This is a genomic window from Acinetobacter sp. YH12227 (assembly GCF_013417785.1).
Lineage (GTDB): Bacteria > Pseudomonadota > Gammaproteobacteria > Pseudomonadales > Moraxellaceae > Acinetobacter > Acinetobacter gandensis.
This window is the reverse complement of the sequence record NZ_VPDH01000005.1, coordinates 56,528-79,627: the sequence shown is the minus strand read 5'-3', so window position 1 is coordinate 79,627 and position 23,100 is coordinate 56,528. Positions and strand designations below refer to the sequence as shown.

At 39.1% G+C, this 23,100-nt stretch carries 23 protein-coding genes and 1 pseudogene; 11 read left to right on the top strand and 13 right to left on the bottom strand.

From position 1 onward, the window contains the following. Window positions 1-368 (top strand): transposase (locus tag FTV09_RS02100; RefSeq protein WP_180056559.1); only part of this gene is annotated, 368 nt, incomplete at its 5' end. Between the two features lie 38 nt (window positions 369-406). Here the strand turns inward: FTV09_RS02100 and FTV09_RS02095 are convergent. The 7 genes from FTV09_RS02095 to FTV09_RS02065 all read right to left on the bottom strand — a co-directional run bounded on the left by FTV09_RS02095 (window position 407) and on the right by FTV09_RS02065 (window position 5,644). Further along, window positions 407-1,087, bottom strand: a complete 681-nt coding sequence (locus FTV09_RS02095; protein WP_180056557.1) for a hypothetical protein — start codon at window positions 1,085-1,087, stop codon at window positions 407-409. A 77-nt stretch (window positions 1,088-1,164) separates the two neighbouring features. Beyond that, entirely contained in the window at window positions 1,165-1,662 is a 498-nt protein-coding gene (locus FTV09_RS02090; protein ID WP_180056569.1) for a DedA family protein, read from the bottom strand. 218 nt (window positions 1,663-1,880) lie between these two features. After that, window positions 1,881-2,330 (bottom strand): 2-amino-4-hydroxy-6-hydroxymethyldihydropteridine diphosphokinase, encoded by a 450-nt coding sequence (locus FTV09_RS02085; protein WP_067767242.1) that lies wholly within the window; start codon window positions 2,328-2,330, stop codon window positions 1,881-1,883. Beyond that, window positions 2,287-2,667 (bottom strand): dihydroneopterin aldolase, encoded by a 381-nt coding sequence (gene folB, locus FTV09_RS02080; protein WP_067767245.1) that lies wholly within the window; start codon window positions 2,665-2,667, stop codon window positions 2,287-2,289. The genes FTV09_RS02085 and folB overlap by 44 nt, the downstream gene beginning before the upstream one ends. 133 nt (window positions 2,668-2,800) lie before the next feature. Beyond that, a complete protein-coding gene (locus FTV09_RS02075) occupies window positions 2,801-4,099 on the bottom strand; it encodes an AarF/ABC1/UbiB kinase family protein (RefSeq protein WP_067767248.1) in 1,299 nt (432 codons plus the stop codon). 57 nt (window positions 4,100-4,156) lie between these two features. Then, on the bottom strand, window positions 4,157-4,936 hold the full coding sequence (locus FTV09_RS02070) for a HesA/MoeB/ThiF family protein (protein WP_180056556.1): 780 nt from the start codon (window positions 4,934-4,936) through the stop codon (window positions 4,157-4,159). A gap of 105 nt (window positions 4,937-5,041) precedes the next feature. Then, a complete protein-coding gene (locus tag FTV09_RS02065) occupies window positions 5,042-5,644 on the bottom strand; it encodes a TetR/AcrR family transcriptional regulator (protein ID WP_067767254.1) in 603 nt (200 codons plus the stop codon). 71 nt (window positions 5,645-5,715) lie between these two features. On the opposite strand from FTV09_RS02065, the gene FTV09_RS02060 reads away from it, so the two are divergent. Further along, on the top strand, window positions 5,716-6,915 hold the full coding sequence (locus FTV09_RS02060) for a multidrug effflux MFS transporter (protein WP_257222761.1): 1,200 nt from the start codon (window positions 5,716-5,718) through the stop codon (window positions 6,913-6,915). A gap of 101 nt (window positions 6,916-7,016) precedes the next feature. Here FTV09_RS02060 and FTV09_RS02055 read toward each other — a convergent pair whose 3' ends face one another. The 3 genes from FTV09_RS02055 to FTV09_RS02045 form a co-directional block, all read right to left on the bottom strand. Then, window positions 7,017-8,660 carry an AMP-binding protein gene (locus tag FTV09_RS02055; protein WP_180056554.1) on the bottom strand — a complete coding sequence of 548 codons (1,644 nt, stop codon included), beginning with the start codon at window positions 8,658-8,660 and terminating at the stop codon, window positions 7,017-7,019. 290 nt (window positions 8,661-8,950) lie between these two features. Then, on the bottom strand, window positions 8,951-10,087 hold the full coding sequence (locus FTV09_RS02050) for an acyl-CoA dehydrogenase family protein (protein ID WP_180056552.1): 1,137 nt from the start codon (window positions 10,085-10,087) through the stop codon (window positions 8,951-8,953). Between the two features lie 238 nt (window positions 10,088-10,325). Further along, complete coding sequence (locus tag FTV09_RS02045) at window positions 10,326-11,096, bottom strand: 3-hydroxyacyl-CoA dehydrogenase (protein WP_180056550.1); 771 nt, start codon at window positions 11,094-11,096, stop codon at window positions 10,326-10,328. Between the two features lie 122 nt (window positions 11,097-11,218). On the opposite strand from FTV09_RS02045, the gene FTV09_RS02040 reads away from it, so the two are divergent. The 4 genes and pseudogenes from FTV09_RS02040 to FTV09_RS02025 all read left to right on the top strand — a co-directional run bounded on the left by FTV09_RS02040 (window position 11,219) and on the right by FTV09_RS02025 (window position 14,947). After that, a complete protein-coding gene (locus FTV09_RS02040) occupies window positions 11,219-12,262 on the top strand; it encodes an AraC family transcriptional regulator (protein ID WP_257222760.1) in 1,044 nt (347 codons plus the stop codon). 218 nt (window positions 12,263-12,480) lie between these two features. Beyond that, window positions 12,481-12,834, top strand: coding sequence for a hypothetical protein (locus FTV09_RS02035; RefSeq protein ID WP_067767266.1), 354 nt, complete (start codon window positions 12,481-12,483; stop codon window positions 12,832-12,834). Window positions 12,835-13,144: 310 nt separating this feature from the next. Continuing rightward, window positions 13,145-14,114 (top strand): annotated as a pseudogene (locus FTV09_RS02030) (aliphatic sulfonate ABC transporter substrate-binding protein). A 2-nt stretch (window positions 14,115-14,116) separates the two neighbouring features. Further along, window positions 14,117-14,947: an ABC transporter permease gene (locus tag FTV09_RS02025; protein WP_180056548.1), complete on the top strand. Its 831-nt coding sequence runs from the start codon at window positions 14,117-14,119 to the stop codon at window positions 14,945-14,947. A gap of 122 nt (window positions 14,948-15,069) precedes the next feature. Here the strand turns inward: FTV09_RS02025 and prmC are convergent, their stop codons facing one another. Both prmC and prfA read right to left on the bottom strand, forming a co-directional pair. Further along, a complete protein-coding gene (gene prmC / locus FTV09_RS02020) occupies window positions 15,070-15,888 on the bottom strand; it encodes a peptide chain release factor N(5)-glutamine methyltransferase (RefSeq protein WP_180056546.1) in 819 nt (272 codons plus the stop codon). Next, complete coding sequence (gene prfA / locus FTV09_RS02015; protein WP_180056544.1) at window positions 15,888-16,976, bottom strand: peptide chain release factor 1; 1,089 nt, start codon at window positions 16,974-16,976, stop codon at window positions 15,888-15,890. Before prfA ends, prmC begins: the two co-directional genes overlap by 1 nt. A 367-nt stretch (window positions 16,977-17,343) precedes the next feature. Here prfA and FTV09_RS02010 point away from each other — a divergent pair, with 367 nt between their 5' ends. From FTV09_RS02010 to FTV09_RS01990, 5 genes are all read left to right on the top strand, one after another. Further along, window positions 17,344-17,775, top strand: coding sequence for a glycine zipper domain-containing protein (locus tag FTV09_RS02010; protein ID WP_067767282.1), 432 nt, complete (start codon window positions 17,344-17,346; stop codon window positions 17,773-17,775). Window positions 17,776-18,083: 308 nt separating this feature from the next. After that, window positions 18,084-18,611 carry a hypothetical protein gene (locus FTV09_RS02005; RefSeq protein ID WP_180056542.1) on the top strand — a complete coding sequence of 176 codons (528 nt, stop codon included), beginning with the start codon at window positions 18,084-18,086 and terminating at the stop codon, window positions 18,609-18,611. A gap of 168 nt (window positions 18,612-18,779) precedes the next feature. Continuing rightward, a complete protein-coding gene (locus tag FTV09_RS02000; RefSeq protein ID WP_180056540.1) occupies window positions 18,780-19,787 on the top strand; it encodes an LLM class flavin-dependent oxidoreductase in 1,008 nt (335 codons plus the stop codon). Between the two features lie 207 nt (window positions 19,788-19,994). Then, window positions 19,995-20,471: an inner membrane protein YiaA gene (gene yiaA / locus FTV09_RS01995; protein ID WP_180056538.1), complete on the top strand. Its 477-nt coding sequence runs from the start codon at window positions 19,995-19,997 to the stop codon at window positions 20,469-20,471. A gap of 272 nt (window positions 20,472-20,743) precedes the next feature. Next, window positions 20,744-21,304: a flavoprotein gene (locus tag FTV09_RS01990; protein ID WP_067767290.1), complete on the top strand. Its 561-nt coding sequence runs from the start codon at window positions 20,744-20,746 to the stop codon at window positions 21,302-21,304. Window positions 21,305-22,218: 914 nt separating this feature from the next. Here the strand turns inward: FTV09_RS01990 and FTV09_RS01985 are convergent. Further along, window positions 22,219-23,055, bottom strand: a complete 837-nt coding sequence (locus FTV09_RS01985) for a pyruvate, water dikinase regulatory protein (RefSeq protein ID WP_067767296.1) — start codon at window positions 23,053-23,055, stop codon at window positions 22,219-22,221. Window positions 23,056-23,100: the final 45 nt, after the last annotated feature.

Here is a 23,100-nt window from a genome sequence, read left to right as displayed (position 1 = left end):
ATCAGCAAAGTGGCAAGCACTTTAGCTTTCTCAGCAATAACTTTCATTTAGCCGCCTCCACCATTGCGGCGATTTATAAAGATCGTTGGAAAGTTGAGCTGTTCTTTAAGGCGATTAAGCAGAATCTTAAATTAAAAGCGTTTCTAGGCCGCAGCAGGAACGCAATTCAGACACAAATCTGGATTGCGATGATCGCCTATTTATTGGTGAGTTTCGCTCAACATTTAGGAAAAACAGGTTGGACAGTTCAACGTTTACTCAGAATAATTCAAGTGAATTTGTTTGAAAGAAGAACTTTAAAAGCTTTATTTTCACCCGATAAAATACCCATAAAACAAGAGGAAGCTCAAATGAGCTTCCTCTTGTGAAAAATTGTGGGACAGCAATGGCAATAATGCAGGCTTTTTCATAGGTAATTTTTTGACTTTAATACAACAATTCCTTCGCCATCAAAACAGTTTATAGGATGCCATCGACTTGGTGTAAACCAATCAAAATTCAAACTATAAAGTTGTGCAGTGGACGGATAATCTGCTCCACTTAACTCAAGCAGCCATCCTGCCGGACAAATTTCTTTTTGGTTATTCATCATAACGGTTTGATCATGTACCAACTCAAGCAATAAATGACGATGAAGCTCAAAAGCAATCACATCAAATCCAGCCAATTGAACAGGTTGTGGGAAGCGAGCTGATGTTAAACCTTGACGAATATCAGTCATCTGTTCAAGAGAGTAGTCGGTTTCAAATGATCGGTTAATCCACGTGCCTTCAGGCAGTACAACCTCTCCAAAGTTTAAGGGTTCCTGCAACTGTATATAAATTTTCTTTTGATGCTGCCACTCTGCATAGTCAGAACTAAGATCTGAAATCACGAACAATCCAAGCGTTACTGCAACAAATAAAGGAAAAAACAATACGCCAGATAAACCAATTTTAAGTGCCGCATTTACTTTATATGGTCGATTTTTTTGCTTTTTATACCAATTATTCCAACTCAACCAAATCGCAATGACGATAAATAGCACCAAAATCGCAAAGCAAATAATAAGGAAACCTCCCGCACCTGCACCATAACCTAAGCCCATATTGCGCTCACTAAATATCCCTTTAAATCTTTTAATTATGTTTTGACGACTTTATCAGATCAACCACTTGCACTTTATCAATGTTGATGATGCTTACGCCACCACTTCAACACCGTATAGAGCACACGGAAGAATACGATACATAAAAGAACGGCAATAACGATGTAAATATCTTGATGATAAGGCAGCATTTTCGCCCAAAATAGATGTAAATAATGACTGATTTGAAACCCAATCGTAGCGACCAACATCGCCCAAATAAAACAGGCAACCAGATTAATCAGCACATATTTCCAGACTGGATAAGCACGCACACCTACAGCAATAGGTAAAATGGTTCTAAAACCCCAAGCAAAGCGCATAAATAAAATGGTCAAAATAGGATAACGTTCTATAAACTGGCTCGCACGATCAAATTTTTGTGCAAATTCCGCATTCAATTGGATAAGTTTTTGCCCATAGCGAGCGCCCATTTGATAATAAAACTGATCACCAATAGAACTGCCTAGTATCGCCACCGCAATCAACATTGGAAAATGAAGTATGTGTTGATGGACGGCGTAGGCGCCAATCATCAGCACTGTTTCTCCTTCAAACTATGTGCCAATAAAAATCGCAATATAGCCATAGTGCTGAATCAGATCCGTCCAGTTCATATTCTTTTTTTTAGACTTAAAAGCGTAATTTAACCCTGCTAATTACCTTATGCTAGCGCATAAAATAAAAGGATTGAATGCTTTTTGTTATTAAAGTTCGAATTACGTTGATGATAAAAAGCTTTAGGTAATACTTTTTAACCTGCTAAAAGCTGTTGGCAATTCACCATGGGAAATTGATGAGCAACGTGCTTAAACATTTCATCTTGCCAAATATCAAACATTGGAATTTTTACATCTAAAGCCAAAGGGAGTTTTTTTGGATTAAATTGCATGTGCGCTAAACTTTCGCCCCACGCAATCAAATCCATATCCAATGCAATATTATGTGATGGACGAACACGACCTGAATCTGTTTCTATTTTTTTGAGTAAGGTGCTGATTTCTTCAACAGATAAACTACTTTTCACCAAACATGCTGCATTCCAATAATCCGCCCCAATGCCATCACGACAAGGAATCACATAAATTTTGGAAAATTCAGCATGACCCAAAGCCTGAATTTGACGTAAAGCCAGTTTTAAATGGGGTTTTGGATTGAAATTACTCGCCAGAGCTAGGGCGAAAATCGTTTCGGTGGCGTTCAAGACGAATTCCTACAGAATTGGCTTGCGCGATAATGGCAGGCTTTCGGATGGTAATCATAATAGATTCGACACTTGGATAGGTAGAAAAAAGTGCATCTAAAACCAGTTTTGCCGCATGTTCGATCAATTTTGGCTTCGCTTCTTGAATGACTTGCGCAGAAATCTCACAAATTTCAGCATAATTAAGCGTGTCGTCAAGTTCATCTGAATTCGAAGCTTGCTCTAAATTGTTATTGATCGTCAGGTCAAGCATTAAAGGCTGAATAATCTGACGCTCCCAATTAAAACAGCCAATCACTGTTTCAACTTTCAGGCCTTCAATAATAATTGCGTCCATTTGATCACTCGACAATATAATATTTTAACAATCTTCCTTAATCCCTCTTTAGACAAAGGGACTTTTCATTACTTATAAAATTAAGAAATGAAGCATCCTCCCTTTCTTTAAGAGAGGATGGGGAGGAATTAAATTAATGCTTTAACAATAAATTTGGGTCAATAGTCTGCACCATTTGAATACGCTGGTCTGCATAAATATCAGTATAAGGTGCAAGGATGCGCATAAAGCGATCGAAGTACAACATTTGTTTGAACAGCAAAGCAAAATCACGTGGGAAACGGATACCGTGACGTTCACCCACTTGTACCATGTCCATCATAATGTCATTTAAGTCGGCTGGATTAGATGTTAGCAATTCTTGCGGATCTGCCAACAACACGCCGCTAAATAAGCGTTCTAAATCGGCCGCCAAAACTTGCGTATCAATTTGCACTGCGGTCATGCCCATTTTAAGCATGTTTTCCGCCATCAAGTTGTAATCGGTTTTTTGCAGTGCATCCATAAAGGCTATACACGCTGTCCACACTTCAGGTTTTAACTGGCCAACGATACCAAAGTCAATAAAGCCTACACGACCATCTTCAAGGAGCATCAGGTTGCCAGCATGTAAATCAGCATGGAAACTATTACACAGCATTAAACTACCAAACCATGTATTCATGGCAGTCACCAAGACTTGCGATGGATCTTTAGCAACTTTTTTAACCACATCAAAATCTGTTAGCGGCACACCATACAAACGCTCCATGGTCAGTACACGACGAGTTGAATATTGATGATAAACCTTAGGTGCAGTCGCCGCTTTGTTTTGCGTTACATTTAGATAATTAACAAAATCATCTAGGTTTTGTGCTTCTTCAATGAAGTCTACTTCACGCACCATGCGAACTTTAATTTCTTCGACAATATCTGCAAGTGAAGCAAATTTTACCTTAGGAACCGCTTTTTCAATTAGTTTGGTTGCCCAGTGCAATACGTTTAAGTCGGTATATAGAATTGTTTCTACACCCGGTTTTTGCACTTTAATAACGACATTTTCACCGCTAACTAACTTCGCTGCATGGACTTGTGCAATCGAAGCAGATGCCAACGGTGTTTCTTCGATTGAAGCGAAAATTTCATCTAAATTACGGCCTGCAAACTCTGAGGCAAGCACTTGTTGTACATAGCTAAATGGCAAAAATGGCGTTTGGTCTAAGCAACCTTGAAATTCTTCTACATATTCACGTGGAAATAATGAAGGTGTGCTGGCAATAAATTGCCCTAATTTAATATAAGTTGAACCCAAAGATTCAAAGGTTTCACGCATTAATTTTGCGTTACTTGGTTTTTCTGTCGCATATTTAAATCCGGCTTTCGCCGCGACCACTGCGGTTTCACCCATACGGGCAACCGAGCGTATTCCATCTAACCAGATATTGTTTTTCATAATGTCTTAGGAAAAAATAATTAAAGTGAGTGTAGCAAAAAATTCAGGCTTGCTGTTTTATCTTGCCTGACAGATTGGACAACTTGGATCTTTTTCAAAAGCCAAAATTTTCTGTTTCATGTTCAATCCATCCCAAAGCAAAAGTTTTTGTTTAAGCACTGTCGTACCTAACCCCAAATACAACAATGCATGATGTGCTTGTAGACTAGCCATGACATTTGGCGTGGTCGCCAGTACCCCAGAATCCGCACAGCGTAAACTTTCACTGGCATGCTGTTCTTTAGGAAATAAACATTCATAGCACGCAGAAGCTGCTTCGACCATAAATAACTGACCTTGAAAGCCAATAGCTGAGGCGCTGATTAACGGTACCGCATGCTGGTAACATTGCGCATTAACCAAATAGCGCGTCGTAAAGTTATCGCATCCATCTAAAACCAAATCTTGCGCAGCGATGAGATGTTCAGCGTTAGACGCATCTAGCTTTACAGTATGTGCAATGACACGAATATGCGGATTAATTGAGCCTAAGCGCTTAGCCAGTATTTCCGATTTATAGAAACCTAAATCTTGTTCTGTATAAGCAATTTGTCGCTGTAAATTACTAATTTCAATTTGATCAGCATCAATGAGCGTGATTTGCCCAACCCCCGCACGAGCCAACAGTTCTGCTGTGGTGCAGCCTATACCGCCACACCCCACAATTAACACATTGGCAAGTTTAAGTTTTTCTTGGGCTTCTAAGTCCCAGCCATCCAATAAAATTTGACGACTATAGAAGTGCATTTCCGCTTCGCTTAATTCCATCTCTGCATCTAAATCGAGCTGTGCATCCATGTTCTGCTATCTCATTTAATACATAAAACCGAGGTCATTATAACGAGCAATCCAAACATAAGGATGAAAAATAAATATTGAATTTTGCAATGAAAATTTAAGTATTCACATTTTAAACAAAGCCTGAATACTTTGTTCAATTGTCGTATTTACCTGCTGCATATCTATCTTTCGATTTAAAAATAGTAAATCAACAAAAGGTTTGGAAATAGTCGCACCAAATAACATATCCGCTATGATATCTGCATTTAAGTTCAATACAAATTGAGCACTTGAAATATAACTCACAGCATGAATCAAATGATCTCGGCTTTTTGCTATGCCTTTTTCATAAAAAGTATCACTGATCCCGTCAACCCCCACACGCTCTGCAATCGCAAGTCTGCACAACTTAATATGGCGCTCGGAAAGGACATGCTCAGCGATTTTCTTCAGTTGATTTTGTAAGGCCAACACTTTGTCTGCACTATTGGTATCAAAAGCATCTTCAGTCCAAATATAGGATGACTCAACCAATGAAATCAGCAGTTCACGTTTATCAGAAAAATACACATATAACGTTTTTTTAGACATGCCTGCTGCGGTCGCAATTTCAGACATGGTGACATTTTCAAAACCCTTCTCTCCAAAGAGTTGTTCTGCAATAGAAAAGATTTCTGTACGCCGCTGTTCTGCCGACATGACCAAAGGACGGCCTAGTTTTGCCAATGCTGCTCTCCTTGACTTAAGAAACCAACAGGTTTCATAATGCGCCGTTTTCCACAAGATTCGACCACATTATGACAGCATCAAATATACGTGCAATGCCCATACTCATTGCGTTACTCGCAACCATTGGCCCGATAGGTATTGATATGTACCTACCAAGCATTCCCGCTATGGCAGCGTCTTTAGGAAGTAACGAAGGTGCGATTCAACTGAGTTTGATGACATTTTTTGTGGGTTTAATGCTCGGTCAGCTAATGTACGGTCCACTATCGGATAAATTTGGCCGTAAACCACTTATTTATTTAGGTTTAAGCATTTATATTTTAGGCTCGATTGGCTGCACGTTTGCACAAAGCGTTGAACAATTGCAATACATTCGTTTTGTTCAAGGTTTAGGTGGTTCAATTGGTATGGTGATTGCCTTTGCTATCATTAAAGATCAGTTTCAAGGCCCTGCAATGGGCAAAATGATGTCAATGGTTTTGGCGATATTGGGTCTATCACCAGTGGCTGCCCCCCTAATTGGCGATGGTTTACAGGCTTTAGGTTCATGGCGAAATATTTTTATTTTCCTAGCCGTATATGCTGCGATTGTATTGGCAGCTGTTGCTGTGCTGCTCCCTGAAACACGTCAAGTAGAACTGCGCCAACAATTCAAGCTTACCCAAACCATCAAGTTATATGGGCAAATTATCACGGATCGTAAGTTCATCATTTATGCCCTCACACTGTGTATTGCTCAAGCAGGTTTCTTTGCCTATATCGCCGGTTCAGCTAGCGTATTTATTAGTGAATATCAACTCAGTTCAACCCAATTTAGCCTGCTGTTTGCATTGAATGCATTTGGTTTAATTGGTGCAGCCATTTTAAACCCCAAAATACATGAAAAATTTGGCCCACTAAATGCCTATAAAATTATGAATATCAGTTTCTTGCTTATTATGGCTGTACTGATACTCGCGCTATGCTTAGGCTATTCGAATTTAGTGATATTTTGCATCACACTATTCATTGCCGTTGCACTATTAGGTTTCATTATGCCTACGGGCAGCCAATTGGCTCTCATGTTCCAACATAAAAATGCTGGAACAGCATCTGCTTTATTAGGTGCATTACAATTTGGCTTTGGTGCGATCATTACGAGTTTAACAGGTACATTTAGCAGTTTTGGCGGCTTAGGTTTAGTCACGATCATGTTTGCCTGTGCATTGATATCTGCACTGCTTTGCCTCATTACATTTCCCAAACAGTTACCGATGTCGCAGCATTAAAATGGCAAGGTAAAAAATAGGTTTCGACGCAAAATAGAGATAAGAAAATAGAAAAAGGCTGCATTTACGCAGCCTTTTCTTAGATCAATCTGAGACTAAATTTAACTGACCTTTTGCATAAATTGGGCTTTGGCTACTTCTTGTTGCTTCAACAAATTACGCTGAATTTTACCGCTCGATGTTTTTGGTAAACCTTCAACAAATTCTATTTCTTTCGGATAGGCATGTTTCGATAGTCGTGAACGTACATAAGCTTGTAGTTGATCCATCAATGCAACACTTGCTTGATATTGTGGTTTCAAGACCACGAAAGCTTTGACAATTTCAGTCCGCTCAGGGTCTGGCTTACCGACCACAGCCGACTCTAGAACTTCTTCGCATTCCAACAAAGTACTTTCTACATCAAAAGGCCCAACACGATAGCCTGACGTTGTAATTACATCGTCTGCACGACCAATAAAATCTACTCCACCTTCTTCATTTAACTTAACCGTATCGCCAGTTATGTAATAGTTACCAACAAAGGCTTTACGGTTATTGCCACCATAACCTGTGAACCACATTAAAGGAGATTGGGCACAATCCATCGCCAGTGTCCCTACACCACCACGTTCTACTTCTTCATAGTCTGCATTTAATACAGCAAAACGATGCCCTGGAATGGCAAAGCCTGCTGAACCGACTTTTTTGTAGTGCTCTAAAGCATGATGATTGGCAATCACCATACCAAGTTCAGTTTGTCCATATTGATCATAAATATTGACATTCAGATCATGGTTAAACCACTGAATGACTTCAGGCGTAAGTGGTTCACCCGCACTACTCACTACACGTAAAAGTGACTTGATGGTTTCATCAAACTTTTCTTTAAAGCCAAAGAACATGCGAAAAGCCGTAGGTGAACCGGTTAAATTACAGACTTTATATTTTTTAATGATTTGAACCGCATTGTCTACACTAAATGCTCGTTCATCCATAATGATGCTGTGACCTAAGCTAAGTGGGCCTGTAATACCGTAATATAGTCCATAGGCCCAACCAGGGTCTGCTAAGTTCCAAAAGCTGTCTTCTTCACGCAAATCCACAGCATGAGTCATATAACCTTTAAACGCCAAAATTGCTTTATTCGGAACAGGTACTGATTTCGCCAGGCCCGTTGTGCCTGAAGTAAACATCATCAAAAATTCATCATCAAATGTACGTGCTACAGAACTAAAAGTTGTTGTCTCTTTGCCAAGTTCAGTCCAAAAATCAGCATCGGTATGTAAGGCACCTTTAGCATGAACTGTCAAAATATGTGGCAGATCAATATTGTTTAATTTTGGACGTTGTTCTGAATTGGTCACAATCAATTTGGTTTGTGCCGTCTCAACACGATGCTCAATTGCTTTAGATTCAAAAGCCGTAAATAAAGGCTGATAAATCGCACCAATTCGCCAAGTTGCCAAAACCGTAATGAGTAAAGCAGGAGTACGCGGCAATAACCCCGCAATGCAATCCCCCTCTTTCAAACCAATTTTATTTAAATAGTTTGCAAGTTGTGCTGAAACAGCATCCAGTTGTTCAAAACTCCATTGCTCTGATTCGCCGTTCTTTCCTTCCCAAATCAGCGCTGAACGATTTTCACCAACATAGCGACCACAACATTCATCATAGGCGTTTATCGCTTTTGCAGTACCAACCAATTGCTCTTGAACCATTTTTTCAAAATTAAAATCTAGATATGCCTGATCCAGTGTCTTCATTTCGACAAACTCCTATCCTGTATTATTTCCCAAAGCTGCCTGCTTTGCATTTCCATTTATTTTGTTGTTGTAGCGCTTTGTACTTACATCACATCCATTGCGATATAGGCTCAAAGTTTTGCGTTGCTTAGCTTGTAGTAAAGCAACAATGCAACGCTTTTTTACTGTTTATATGCTTAGTTAAACCTGTTTAAAATGACCCTGCAATTTCCATAAATGTCATTTAGCTTGCAGGGTTTGAACATCGACTAAAGTCTACTTTTTAGACAAATTAATATTTTTTATATGAATTAAACTTTGGTGACTTCACGTGCAATCACCAACCTTTGAATGTCAGATGCACCTTCATAAATTTGACTAACACGCACATCACGATAGATACGCTCTACAGGAAAATCAGATACATAACCATATCCTCCGTGGATTTGAATCGCATCTGAGCAAACACGCTCAGCCATAGTAGAAGCAAAAAGTTTAGCCATTGAAGCTTCTTTTAAGCATGGTAGACCTGCATCTTTTAATGTAGCTGCATGAAAAATCAGTTGACGAGCTGCTTCAATTTGCGTTGCCATATCTGCTAAGCGAAATGCCACCGCTTGGTGCTGCACAATTTCTACGCCAAAGGCTTTACGCTCATTGGCATATTCCACAGCTGCATCAAGTGCAGCGCGTGCCATCCCCACAGATTGTGAAGCAATACCAATACGGCCAGATTCTAAATTAGACAAGGCAATCTTATAACCTTCGCCTTCTTGACCTAATAAACTGTCTGCTGGAATGCGGCAATTATCTAAAACAATGGTCGCCGTGTCCGAACAGTGCTGCCCCATTTTTTCTTCTAAACGCGATACAATATAACCCGGTGCATCGGTAGGCACCAAGAAACAAGAAATGCCTTTTTTCCCTGCCGATTTATCCGTTACAGCAAAAACCAATGCGACTTGAGCGTGCTTACCCGTAGTAATGAACTGTTTCGTGCCATTTAGCACCCATTCATCGCCAACACGTTCAGCTTTACACTCCAAGGCGCTAGCATCTGAACCGACTTGTGGCTCAGTTAAACAAAAGCAACCTAACCATTCGCCAGTCGCTAATTTTTTTAGATATTTTTCCTTTTGTGCTTCTGTGCCATAACGCTGAGTAATGCCACACGGTAATGAATTTTGCACACTCACAATTGTCGAGATTGCGCCATCACCTGCAGCAATTTCTTCTAGTGCGACTACAAGCGATACATAATCAAGTCCTGCTCCGCCCCATTCTTCCGATACAGTCATACCGAGCGCGCCAAGTTCTCCTAGCTCTTTGAGTTCTTGCGCTAGAAATGCTGCCGTCTTATCTCGTTCTGTGGCAGTTGGTTTCAGTTTTTCTTGCGAATAGCTTCGCATCATGTCCTGAACCATCTTTTGTTCATCATTTAAAATCATGAGAGCTCCCTTACATATTTTTTAAAAATTATTTTTTCTAATCACGGTGTTTGTCTTAATGTAACGACGACATGCATGTCGCCCGTGAAACTGAGATACAAGGATGTATCTTCAGTTTTACAAAGGATTTTTGTTTCTTTTGATCCGTCAAAAGAAAATGAAAGCGCCTAAACTGGTATTTAAATTTCCAATAGGTATCGGCAGCCATGCAGTCACATCAGTGTATGAATGCCTAAAATTATTTAGGCTGCATCCGAATCGCACCATCTAAACGAATCACTTCACCATTCAAATAACTATTTTCAAAAATATGCGAGACCAATTTTGCAAACTCTTGGGGCTTCGCTAAACGAGGTGGAAAAGGCACCATTTGCCCTAAAGCATCCTGAACATTCTGCGGCAAACCCTTTAACATTGGTGTTTCCATAATGCCCGGCGCAATCGTCATCACACGAATCGACTCACGTGCCAATTCACGCGCTAAAGGTAAAGTCATGGCAACCACTGCACCTTTTGATGCTGCATAAGCACTTTGTCCAATTTGACCATCAAAAGCAGCAACGGAAGCCGTATTCACAATCACACCGCGCTCTTCTTCACCTGCCTTTAACTCATATTTAGCAATCAACTGCGCCGCATAACGCAGCATGTTAAATGTACCGCTAACATTAATCTCAAGTACTTTTTGGAACATAGCCAAATCATGCAAACCGTCACGGCCTAACACTTTTGCCGAAGGTGCAATCCCCGCGCAATTTACCAAACCATTCAATTGCCCATAATCTGCTTCAACTTGCGTAAAGAAAGCTGCTACTGCGGGCTCATTGGTTACATCTAACTGAACAAATTTCGCATGATCACCCAATTGGCGCTGCATCGCTTCGCCATGTTCTTGATTCATATCGACAATAATGACTTTGGCACCCTGTCCAATAAAATGTGTCGCAGTCGCTGCACCTAGACCTGATGCGCCACCCGTTACGACAAAAACTTTTCCTTGAATATTCATCTGATTTCCCTATGACGATGGTTTCTTATAAATTCGACTTAAGATGCAGAGTAAACACAGAATTTATTCAGTACAATTTCCAAATGCTGCATCTTGAATGATGTATTTGGACAATCCTGAACATGGACGTATCAGCACTTATGCCTAAATTAGGACTTGAATACAGTAAAGGAACCATTTCTATCGACCTCGTGCATGAAGCACTACACGATGCACGAATGCAAAATATGGATATAGCTTTGATTCTGCAAAAGTCTGGCATTCCAGCAGAATTACTAAATTCAAGTAAAACACGCGTTTCCGTTTCGCAATACGCTGCGCTTTGGACGCACTTATCTGATGCTATGGATGATGAGTTTTTTGGCATGGATAGCCATGCTATGCGCCGTGGCAGTTTTAAACTAATGTCGAAAATAGCAATGCAAAACCCAACAGTAGGTGATGCACTCAAACAAATGCTGCAATTTTTAAATCTACTTTTAGATGATTTAAGGAGCACCCTGACTGTAGAAGAAAACTACGCTTATATCGTCATTTATGATAAGAAAATCACCCCAAAGCGAATGTTTTGTTATGCAACTTATTTGATGTTAATCCATGCGGTGATGTGCTGGCTGAGCGGCCAAAGGGTCATATTGAATCAAATTCAACTCAAATGTGCTGCACCTGAAAATGATCAGGATTATAAAGTTCGTTTTTGTGAAAACATTCAATATCAATGCAGTCATAATTACATTCAGTTTGATGCCAGTTATTTAAACCTTGCGATTAAACAAGATCAGCGCTCTTGGTATCAATTTTTACAACAAACCCCAGAAAATTTATTGGTGCGTTTTAAAAACCCGTATGCGCTGAGTAGTCAAATTCGCAAACAGCTCTTAGAAGTTTCACCCGCCGAATGGCTAGAGTTAAATGAATTGGCTATAAAAATGAACATGTCAGAAGCCACGATGCAACGTCGCCTCAAAAGTGAAGGCGTGAGCTACCAACAACTCAAAAATGATATTCGCCGTGATACAGCGATAGAATTACTCACACGTAGTGAGCGTAGCTTACAAGACATCAGTGATGAACTAAACTTTCAAGAGCCAAGTGCATTCCACCGTGCCTTTAAAAAATGGACAGGTGTTAGCCCTGGAGCATATAGACAAAATAATATGGAATAATTCAATCCCCGATATTAGGTATTGATGCGTCATCAAAGCAAAAAATAGATTATCTTTCACATATTCAAAAACTTAAGAATCAACTAAAAGTAGACTGACCATTCATCCGAGCAGGTTTGCTGTTTTAGCCCAAATAGGTTATTTTTCACTCAATTTAAAGCACTTTTGCTTATTTGGCTGTATCCCAACTCCCTTGCATCTCCTTGAAAGGCTATCCCATGCTTAAGATGATTGATGTTCTTGAACAACAACTTGTTCAAAACTTTTCAGATTCCCTTTTCACTCAAACTGACGCAATCGATCAGCAATTTAATGAACACCTTAAAGCTGTTGCCGATATTGATTTACAAAATTTAATTTCTCAATTCTTTAGCACAGAAAATGCTTTAGATGTTGCTCATGCACTTGATATTCATGCTGACCAAATTGCAGATATACAAGCAGGTGCAGACTTAAAAGCTGAATCATTGGTTCAAGCAACCGCAAAAATTGTAGCGTATTGCTTAGCTGTTGAAACTGAAGCACTCGATCAAGTTGAAGTGTTTGATAGCTTGCAAGACTATCCTATGTAAGTCTGAGCTATACATAAAGAAAAAGCGGCTTATGCCGCTTTTTTATACTTTTCTGATTTGAATATATTTAATCTTTCTTCAACTTTAACGCATTAAAAAGTCTAAGCATTTTTCCAGAACTTCTACGCAAATTTTGATATATACCTAATTGACGATTTAAACATGATATAAACTTAATATTTTTCATGAAGTTATAACCACTAAATCGCTTTATCGAAATTTTCTCAGTATTTAGCATTTTTTCTGTTTTGTATCCAAAATACTTTCATCGTATCTATGTGCACATAAATCAACATCTTATGTGAACGACATGACATCTGTTTTTAAACATTCAAAATTTATCTTCTCGGCAGTTTCACTCAGCTTACTCAGTTCAAGCGTTTTTGCTGCTTTACCATCAACGATTAAACTCGATTATGCCTACTATGCACCGACCAGTTTAGTGGTAAAAGATCAAAAATTACTGGAAAAAGCTCTACTAAAAACACAAATTAAATGGGTCTTTAGCCAAGGCAGTAATCGCTCACTAGAGTATTTAAATAGTGGTAGTGTCGATTTTGCTTCAACTGCAGGACTTGCAGCAGTACTGAGCCGCGCCAATGGTAGTCCAATTAAAACAGTGTATATCCAAAGTCAGCCCGAATGGACAGCATTATTAGTTGCAAAAAATTCCCCAATTAAGACTCTAAAAGATCTAAAAGGGGAAAAAAATTGCAGCAACTAAAGGGACAGATCCTTTCATGTTTACCCTGCAATCTTTAGAGACTGTCGGCTTAAATAAAAAAGATGTGCAATTGGTGCATTTACAACATGCAGATGGCAAAACGGCACTTGAACGTGGTCAAGTCGATGCTTGGGCGGGTTTAGATCCATTAATGGCTTCAGCGCAAGTACAATCGGGAGCACGACTTTTATATCGCAATGTCGGATTTAACAGCTACAGTGTACTCAGCACTAAACAACAATTTAGCCAGCAAAGCCCTGAAGCTGTGGAAGCCGTAATTAAAGCCTACGAGCAAGCAAGAAAATGGGCAAAAGCAAATCCAGATAAATTGGCACAATTACTTGCACGTGAGTCGAAACTACCATTGGCTGTGGCAAAACTACAGCTCAGCCGAACTAATTTTGATCAAAACATCCCAACCGCTAAGCAAATTAATGCCTTGAAAAAATCTGGCAGCATTTTGACTGAAGAAGATTTAGTGCGTAAAGGCACCAATGTTAACCAAGTGATTGATCAATTGTTTGATGCCAAATATGCACAAAAGGTTGTGAAATAAGCATGTCGTTCTCTGCAACACAAAATAAAGCCATTGCATCGAGCTCGACCACAGATCACAGCACCACAAAGAAACCTTCAAAGATTAAAGCTGTAATTAAGGGTCTAACCATTCCGGTCATCTTACTAGTGCTGTGTGAAATATTAGTACGTCAAGGTGTGATTGAACCCTACCTACTCCCTGCACCGAGTAGTCTATGGCAATCCTTCCTTGAACTGTCCGAAGGCGAACTATGGCAACATATTTGGACCAGTACATGGCGAGTGTTTTTAGGCTTTTTTGTTGGTAGCGGTCTAGCTCTGATCTTTGCATTATTCGTAGGCTTAAATAAACAAGCGGAAGCATTTTTAGAACCGAGCTTTTCTGCAATTAAATCCATTCCAAGTTTGGCTTGGATTCCACTGTTACTACTTTGGCTTGGAATTGATGAATCCTCAAAAATCACCCTGATTGCAATAGGTGCATTTTTCCCTACTTACACCAATACAGTTACTGCGATTCAAGGTGTAGACCGTAAACTTATTGAAGTTGCTCAAGTCTATCGCTTGAAATACTTCAGACAAATTCGGGAAATTATTTTACCTGCTGCCTCACCGGGCATTTTAACCGGACTACGTAACAGTCTGAGTTTGGCATGGATGTTTATGATTGCCGCTGAACTCATCGCTGCAACACAAGGTATTGGTTATTTACTCAGTGATGGACGTGAAACTTCGCGACCAGATATTGTAATTATTGCCATTATCTTATTGGCAGTATTGGGCAAAATTTCTGACAGCATAATGAAATATATCGAGCAATACTTGCTGCGCTGGCGTGATGTGGTGAAATAATTTTTATTGTTGATTGCACTTGATAAAAAAGCACAGCATTAGAAATAATAAAACAAAAATAAAGCGCATTGATTGCGCTTTATATTTTAACTATTAGATGAAGATAAGACTTTTAACAGATTTTAGTGCTGCCATTGCCCCAAAGTTACACGGTCATTACCACCATAATCTTTGACGGTACGTACTTCACGATAACCTGCTTGCAAAAATAAATGACGAACCGCCTCACCTTGATCATAACCATGCTCAAGCACCACCCAACCATGCACAGTTAAATGTTTTTTGGCTTGAAGAATAATTTGTTCAAGATCTGCAAGACCATGATTATCAGCAACCAAAGCACGTTCAGGTTCTGTCGCCAAATCCTTCATGTGTACATCATTGGCATCAATATACGGCGGGTTCGATACAATCACATCAAAAAATGCACGGCCAAATGGTTTTAACCAAGAACCCAATACAAATTGCACATGTTCAAGATCATGCTTCTTGGCATTAAACTCAGCAACTTCTAGGGTTGGCTCATAAATGTCTGAAGCTGTAACGATCCAATCTGGACGTTCACTCGCCAAAGACAGCGCAATTGCACCCGTACCTGTGCCCAAGTCAACAACACGCGCATCCTCAGGCAACTCTAAACGAAGTACAGTTTCAACGAGCACTTCAGTATCAGGGCGTGGCACCAAGGTATCTTTGGTCACTTTTAAATCCAAAGTCCAAAATGGTTGCGAGCCTGTCACATAAGCCAAAGGCTCACCTGCGGTAATACGTGCAAGACTTTCAACATAGAGTTGTTCTTGCTCGGCAGTCAGCTCTTGATCTTTTTTCAAGATTAAATCAAAAGAATCAATTTTGGTGATGTGCTCTAACAACCACGCATTTTCCTGACGTTCATAGCTTTCAGGTTCACCACGATAGGCTAAAGCCTGTGCAATATTCATTAGCCACCATTCTGCTGTGCTAATAATGCCAACTGATCAGCTTGATATTCACGATGTAAGCTATCTAACAATTCGGTTAAATCACCTTCCATCACGCTATCTAACTTATATAAGGTTAAGTTAATACGGTGATCAGTCATACGACCTTGCGGATAGTTATAAGTACGAATACGCTCTGAACGGTCACCCGAACCCACCAAGTCACGGCGCATTTCAGACGTTGCAGCATCAGCAGCCGCACGTTTAGCATTTTCTAATCGTGATACCAATAACGCCATGGCCTTAGCTTTGTTTTTATGTTGTGAACGTTCGTCCTGACATTCAACGACTGTACCTGTTGGTAAGTGTGTAATACGTACCGCAGAGTCAGTTTTGTTAATATGCTGACCACCTGCTCCAGATGCACGGTAAGTATCAATACGAAGTTCAGACGAATTAATTTCGACTGTCGTATCTACATCAATTTCAGGCAGAATCGCAACAGTACATGCAGAAGTATGAACACGACCTTGCGACTCAGTCGCAGGTACACGTTGTACACGATGAGCACCGCTTTCAAACTTCAAACGACCGTAAACGCCTTCGCCATTAATTAGGCAAATAACTTCTTTATAGCCGCCATGCTCACCTTCATTTTCTGAAAGCACTTCAATACGCCAGCCTTGCGACTCAGCATATTTACTATACATACGGTACAAGTCACCTGAGAAAATTGCAGCCTCATCACCACCCGTTCCCGCACGAATTTCCAAATACGCAGAGTTGGCATCGTTCGGATCTTTTGGAATCATTAAAATATTTAAATCAGCTTCAAGCTGCGCAATCAAAGCTTTATTTTCTTTGATTTCCTCAACTGCCATTTCTTTAAAGTCTGGATCCGTTAGCATCACTTCAGCAGTTTCAATATCTTCTTCAGCTTGACGATATTTTTTCCAAACATCAGTAATTTCGGATAAATCACTATGCTCACGTGACAATTGACGGAAGCGCTTATTGTCAGAAATGACTTCTATATCCGCCAATAATGCATTTAATTCTTCGTGACGGTCAGAGAGTTGATCTAATCGTAAACGTAACGATTCTTTCATTTTTCAAAAAATCTCAATACACAGGCTCATCCGCCAATAATGCACGGTTATGCCAAATTCAAAATAATGCGGCTAGTTTACCGACTCTAGATTGGAAATGACATATTATTTATTCCAAGCATTGCTTTAAGCCCTGATTTTAGGAAGTGTGAACTGCATCACTCCTACTTTTCTCCACAAAGTTGCTGCTAATTTCGGCATATTCACTGCTATATTCACATTATTAATAAAACTCATACAAAGTGGTCACTCAAAGCATCAAATAAGGATAAAGCTCTCCATATTTATGCAGAAGTTATTTGTTACATTTAGCTCCATCGAATTGATGAAAAATAATAGTCCTGAACTTTGGGACATGGAGTGAACGATGAAACTGAATACTCTTTTAATGACAGCGACTTTAGCGACTGCTTCTATGTTCACTGTTTCTGCTCAAGCAGATAGTACAACTCGCGTTGCAGCTGCAAGTGCGCTCGGTAGTGTTGCAGGTACTGCAATTGGTAAAAACATGGGCGGTAATACTGGTGCAACAATCGGTGCTGCTTTAGGTGGTGCAGGTGGTGCTGCTGTAGCAAGTAACAAACGCAACCGTACTGAATCAGCTATCGGTGGTGCATTAGGTGGCGGTACAGGTTACACCGTTGGCAAAAGCATGGGTGGCACAAACGGTGGTTACATCGGTTCTGCTCTAGGTGCTGCTGGTGGTGCTGCTTTAGGTAATAAAATCTCTAAAGACAAAGCTTACGACAAGCAACAACAGCGTAAATACTACAAAAAACACCGTCGTAACCGTCACTAATCAAATGTAGTCATGCTGTAGTCTCAAACTCATTACAGTACTGATCAAGAAAAGCACCTTCGGGTGCTTTTTTAGCATTTTCAGATTAATACATAGATCACAACACTACGCTGTTGTCATTCCCGCAAGCTTCTTCACTTTATTTAGATAGCAGTTGTAGTAAAACAAATATGTATAAATTCGGCAGATAAAATTACACAGTTCTTACTTAAATATCAAAATCATTTACAACCTCTTCCACATCTTCACTAAGTGTTTTTCTATATTGGTATCAACAGATAAACAACGTACTTCGTCAGGAGTTCAAAATGAAAATCAATAAAATTCTATTTAGTGCAGCAATTGCAGCTTCAGCTTTAACAATGACTGCAACACACGCTGGTAACAGCACAAATACTGCACTGACTTCTGCTTTAGGTGGCGTTGTTGGTGCTGCTATTGGTAACCAAGTTGGCGGTCAAACTGGCGCTATGATTGGTTCAGCAATTGGTGGTGGCGCTGGTGCAGCGGCTGCGTCAAATAAGCGTGACCGTAATGGTGCAATTATTGGTGGTGCACTCGGTGGTGCCGGTGGTTATACCGTAGGTAAAAACATGGCTGGTACCAATGGTGGTTATATTGGTGCAGCTTTAGGTTCAGCTGGTGGTTCAGCCCTCGGCAAAAAAGTATCTGAAGACCGTCGATATGATGATCGCTATGATAGCCGTTATGATGATCGTTATGACCGTCGCTATAACAGCCGTGGCTACCGTACCAATAACTACAGTTACAATGATCGAAACTACCGTAAAGACAATGGCCGTCACTTAGGTTGGTCTAAAAACGGTAAACGCTAATTTATAAATAAATCAAACTATCAAAGCACCTTCGGGTGCTTTTTTATTTTATAGACAAGTCGTTTTCAGTAGATTCAAAACGATCTACACATAAATATCGAATTTTATCGATATACATATTAACTCATATATCGTATTATCTCGATATACAACTATTCGAGAGAAAACATGCGTACTCTATCCGAGACAAAATTTTCCATTCTAGAACTCGCACCTGTACGTGACGACAAATCCATTGCATTTTCACTTCAGCATGCACTTGAACTCGCTCAAAAAGCTGAAGAGCTAGGCTACGAAAGACTTTGGCTTGCAGAACACCATAATATGGACGGTATTGCGAGTTCAGCAACAGCCGTATTGTTGGGCTACCTACTTGCCAATACCAAACACATAAAATTAGGTTCGGGTGGCATCATGCTCCCTAACCATGCACCACTTGTTGTAGCTGAACAATTTGGCACCCTAGAGACACTATATCCTGGGCGAGTTGAATTAGGTTTAGGACGTGCACCTGGCACAGATCAAATAACGATGCGTGCCCTACGCCGTGGTCGTCAAGAAACTGAAGACCAATTTCCACAAGATGTATTAGAAATTTTGCAGTATTTTAAAGCACCTGAAGCCAATCAACGTATTGTTGCGACACCGGGACAAAACACCCATGTTCCAGTGTGGTTATTAGGCTCTAGTCTATTTAGCGCACAACTTGCTGCCCGTTTAGGTCTACCGTATTCATTTGCCTCTCACTTTGCACCACGCATGTTAGGTCAAGCCATTCAACTTTATCGTGAAAACTTCCAAGCTTCAGAATATTTAGATAAACCTTATGTCTCTATGGGCGTACCAACGGTTGTTGCAGAAACAGATGAAGAAGCTGAATATTTAGCAACGAGTGCTTACCAACGTGTATTGGGACTGATGCGTGGACAAAGCTTAAAATTAAAAGCTCCTGTTCAAAGCATGCAAGGGCTTTGGTCTCCTGCAGAAAAAATGTCAGTAGATAACTTCTATGCAATGGGACAGGTTGGCTCACATGCCAAAGTCAAAACAGGCTTAGAACGTTTGCTCAATAAGTATGATGTCGATGAATTCATTTTTACATGCGACATCTACGACACTGATAAACGAATCGAAAACTTTAGTCGTTTAATGGAAATTAAAAATGATCTAAATTAAGTAATTACTCAGTCTAAACGTATAATGACTCATATCGCATTCAGCATACGTTTAGACTGATTTGCATTTACTGTCCACCTTATCTCACTATTTTAATTCCCCAATATGTAGCGAAAGCATATTCCTTGGTTCCTTAAATATTTTCTCATTTATTTTCCATCATGTATAAATATTAAACAGAAGCAAAATAAATGAGAAAACAAACAGATGAGCCAATATATTAATAAACCAACACCCGCATTGATCGCAGCGAGTTGGTGCGCACTCATTTTAGGTGCAGTGGTATTTTGCATTGGTTTATTTAATACAAATATGATGTTGAATGAGAAAGGCTTTTACCTGATTTTGTTGTTATATGGTCTATTTTCATCAGTGTCTTTACAAAAAATTATTCGTGACCGTTTAGAAGGCATGCAAGTAACCGCAATATATTTTGGACTGTGCTGGGCATCTGTCGTTATTTGCCTTGTACTTCTCGCGATAGGTTTATGGAATGCAGAACTTGCCTTAAGTGAAAAAGGTTTTTATATGATGGCTTTCTTAATGAGTTTGTTCGGTGCTGTTGCGGTACAAAAGAATATTCGAGATATGGATTATTTACGCACACATACAGATCAACCAGAACTGAAGCATTCAACATCAAGTAGCATTGAATTTAAGCCACAAGATGATGAGCACAACTAAAGCACTGATTTATCTAAGCTATAATTCTTTTATGCAGGGATCTGTTTCTTTATGCAGGTATATTTAGCGATATCTACTTTTTCTTCGACACATATACAAAAATAAAATTGGCACACTCTTAGAAATCTCAGAAAGACAAGTACCAAGCGAATCAATTCCGCACAAAATGCATGACTCATCAGACTGAAAAAATCCTTTACCCATCCCTATGCATCGCCGAAGATATTCCTACCAACAATCCAACTAAAATAAAGAAAAGATAAGGAATAAATATGGCCAACAAGCAGGATGCAACACACCATATTTTTAACAATACAGCTGAAGATCTTGAGCACTTTAAAGGGACGATTGTTAGCTCAGACCAAATCAAAAGCTACGATTTTAAAAATCAAAAAATTGCCATTATTGGCATAGACCAGCACGTAGTTTCAGAACTTCATCACCTTTGTCAGGTCGCAGACAATATTATGGTCTATCAAATTAAACCTCAGTTTGTCCTACCACGTACCGAACGACTGCTGAATAAATTAATTCAACATCCTTTAATTGCGAAAAACCGTCGCTTATTCACTAATCGCGTCAAGAGCATCTTGGCTTTACGTTTTTTAGAAGATCAAGTTCCAAACCACTGGTTAAGACATTTACTAAGCCCAAATACGGCTATACAAAACAAAGTATTTCTTAAATCAGATCATTATTATGCTGCCTTGCAACAACCTAATTGCATCCTGAATACATGGCCAATTATTAAAATTCAAGACTTTAAAATCACAGCTTTAGATGATCATACCTATGAATGTGATTTAATTATTCACTGCAATAGTCCAAAATAACAATTTTGTAATTACAAAGTAATCACAATTACATAACTTTTATAATATTTTTAATTAACAGTATTGTTGTTTGTTTTTATCTACTATCTGAGGATTTATAAGAGACTAATTATCTACTAGAAAACTTATGCTAGCCATGCCAAATTTCAAAACTGATCAAGCCAAGTTTAAGCTACTATTCTTATTTGGCTAGAATTAGTGCTCGGCATGTCACATGATTCACTACATAGTTAGTTTATACACAAAAATCGCCACCCTCTTCACTTAAATTAACGACCTAATTGAAGTGAATTTTAAATGTGAGATTTATGGCTAAACCTACTTCACCAGATACATCAACATATTTTCTAAATGCTATTTTTTGAATAAATACCCCGAATTTAATCAACATTAAGGTCCTGAATTTTTCACAATCTGACCTAAAAGCTTTAAAATTTGTATAAATAACACCCTCATAAATTAAATAAATACCATCATACAAACAAATTAAGCAGCCATCTTGAATCATTTGATCACTATTTAAACACTATTTGTATATTTTTTTAACAATCAACACTGCTGATTTGGCTATTTTTATATCAAATTTAAATTTTAGCTAGGAAATATCACACGAAAAAAAAATTTCATTTGGGGATAAAGCGATAGATTTTGCTTAATAAACCCATCAAAAATATCATTAAAATAAAACCCAAAAACCTATACAAATTCACTTAGTTTTTATGACTAAAAAGTCGATATTTTCTATATAAAATAAATTGTTTTTTGATGAAAGTTTAAACAACCTTTCAACATCAAATACATTGATAAAAGTCTTCAATAAAACCAATCAAAAAAATTATCTTTAATACAATTTTAGTATTATTTGTTGCATTTTTTTTATGATCAAAGAGCCACCGAAATGGCTCTTTTTTTGATTAACCAATACGACGTTTTAATCCAGTCATTTGAAGTACACGAGTCGAAATTTCCTCAATAGACATCTCAGAAACATTCAAATATTTCAAACCTTCTGAAATATAAATGCCTTCAATTGCGCGTAATTCCATTTGGCATTGGCTATAACTTGCGTAACGGCTGTTCGCTTTGCGTTCACTACGAATCGCTACAAGTCGCTCTGCGTCAATCATTAAGCCAAATAGTTTATGTTTATGCTCACGCAATACTGCCGGTAAACGGTTGTCGTCCAAGTCTTCTTCAGTTAGTGGATAGTTCGCAACACGAATACCAAATTGTAATGACAAGTAAATTGACGTTGGTGTTTTACCCGAACGAGAGACGCCAATCAAAATTAAATCTGCCTTATCATAATGACGTGTACGCGCACCATCATCGTTATCTAAAGCGAAATGTACTGCATCAATACGTGCTTTATAAGACTCAGAATCTGTTACCGCATGGGTTTGCCCGACTAAAGTCGTAGGTGCAGTACCCAATTCATCAGACAGCTTACTAATAAGCCCTTCAAAAACATCAAGATTTATTGCATTTGCAGTATTAATAATGTCACGTACATACGGGTCAACAAGCGTATCGAAAACCAGTGGCTTTTCACCATCTTGCTGCGCACGTAAGTTAATTTCTGCTACGACATTAGTCGCAGCTTCTTCAGAGCTAATGTAAGGAATAATGTGGATATCAAAATCAACATGTGGAAACTGTGCTAACAGTGAATGACCAAGGGTTTCAGCAGTAATCGCAGTACCATCAGAAATAAAGAAAACACTACGCTTAATCTGTTTACCTTCCGACATTAAAATTCTCCTTAAACATTTGTCTTAGTGCTATATAATCTTTAT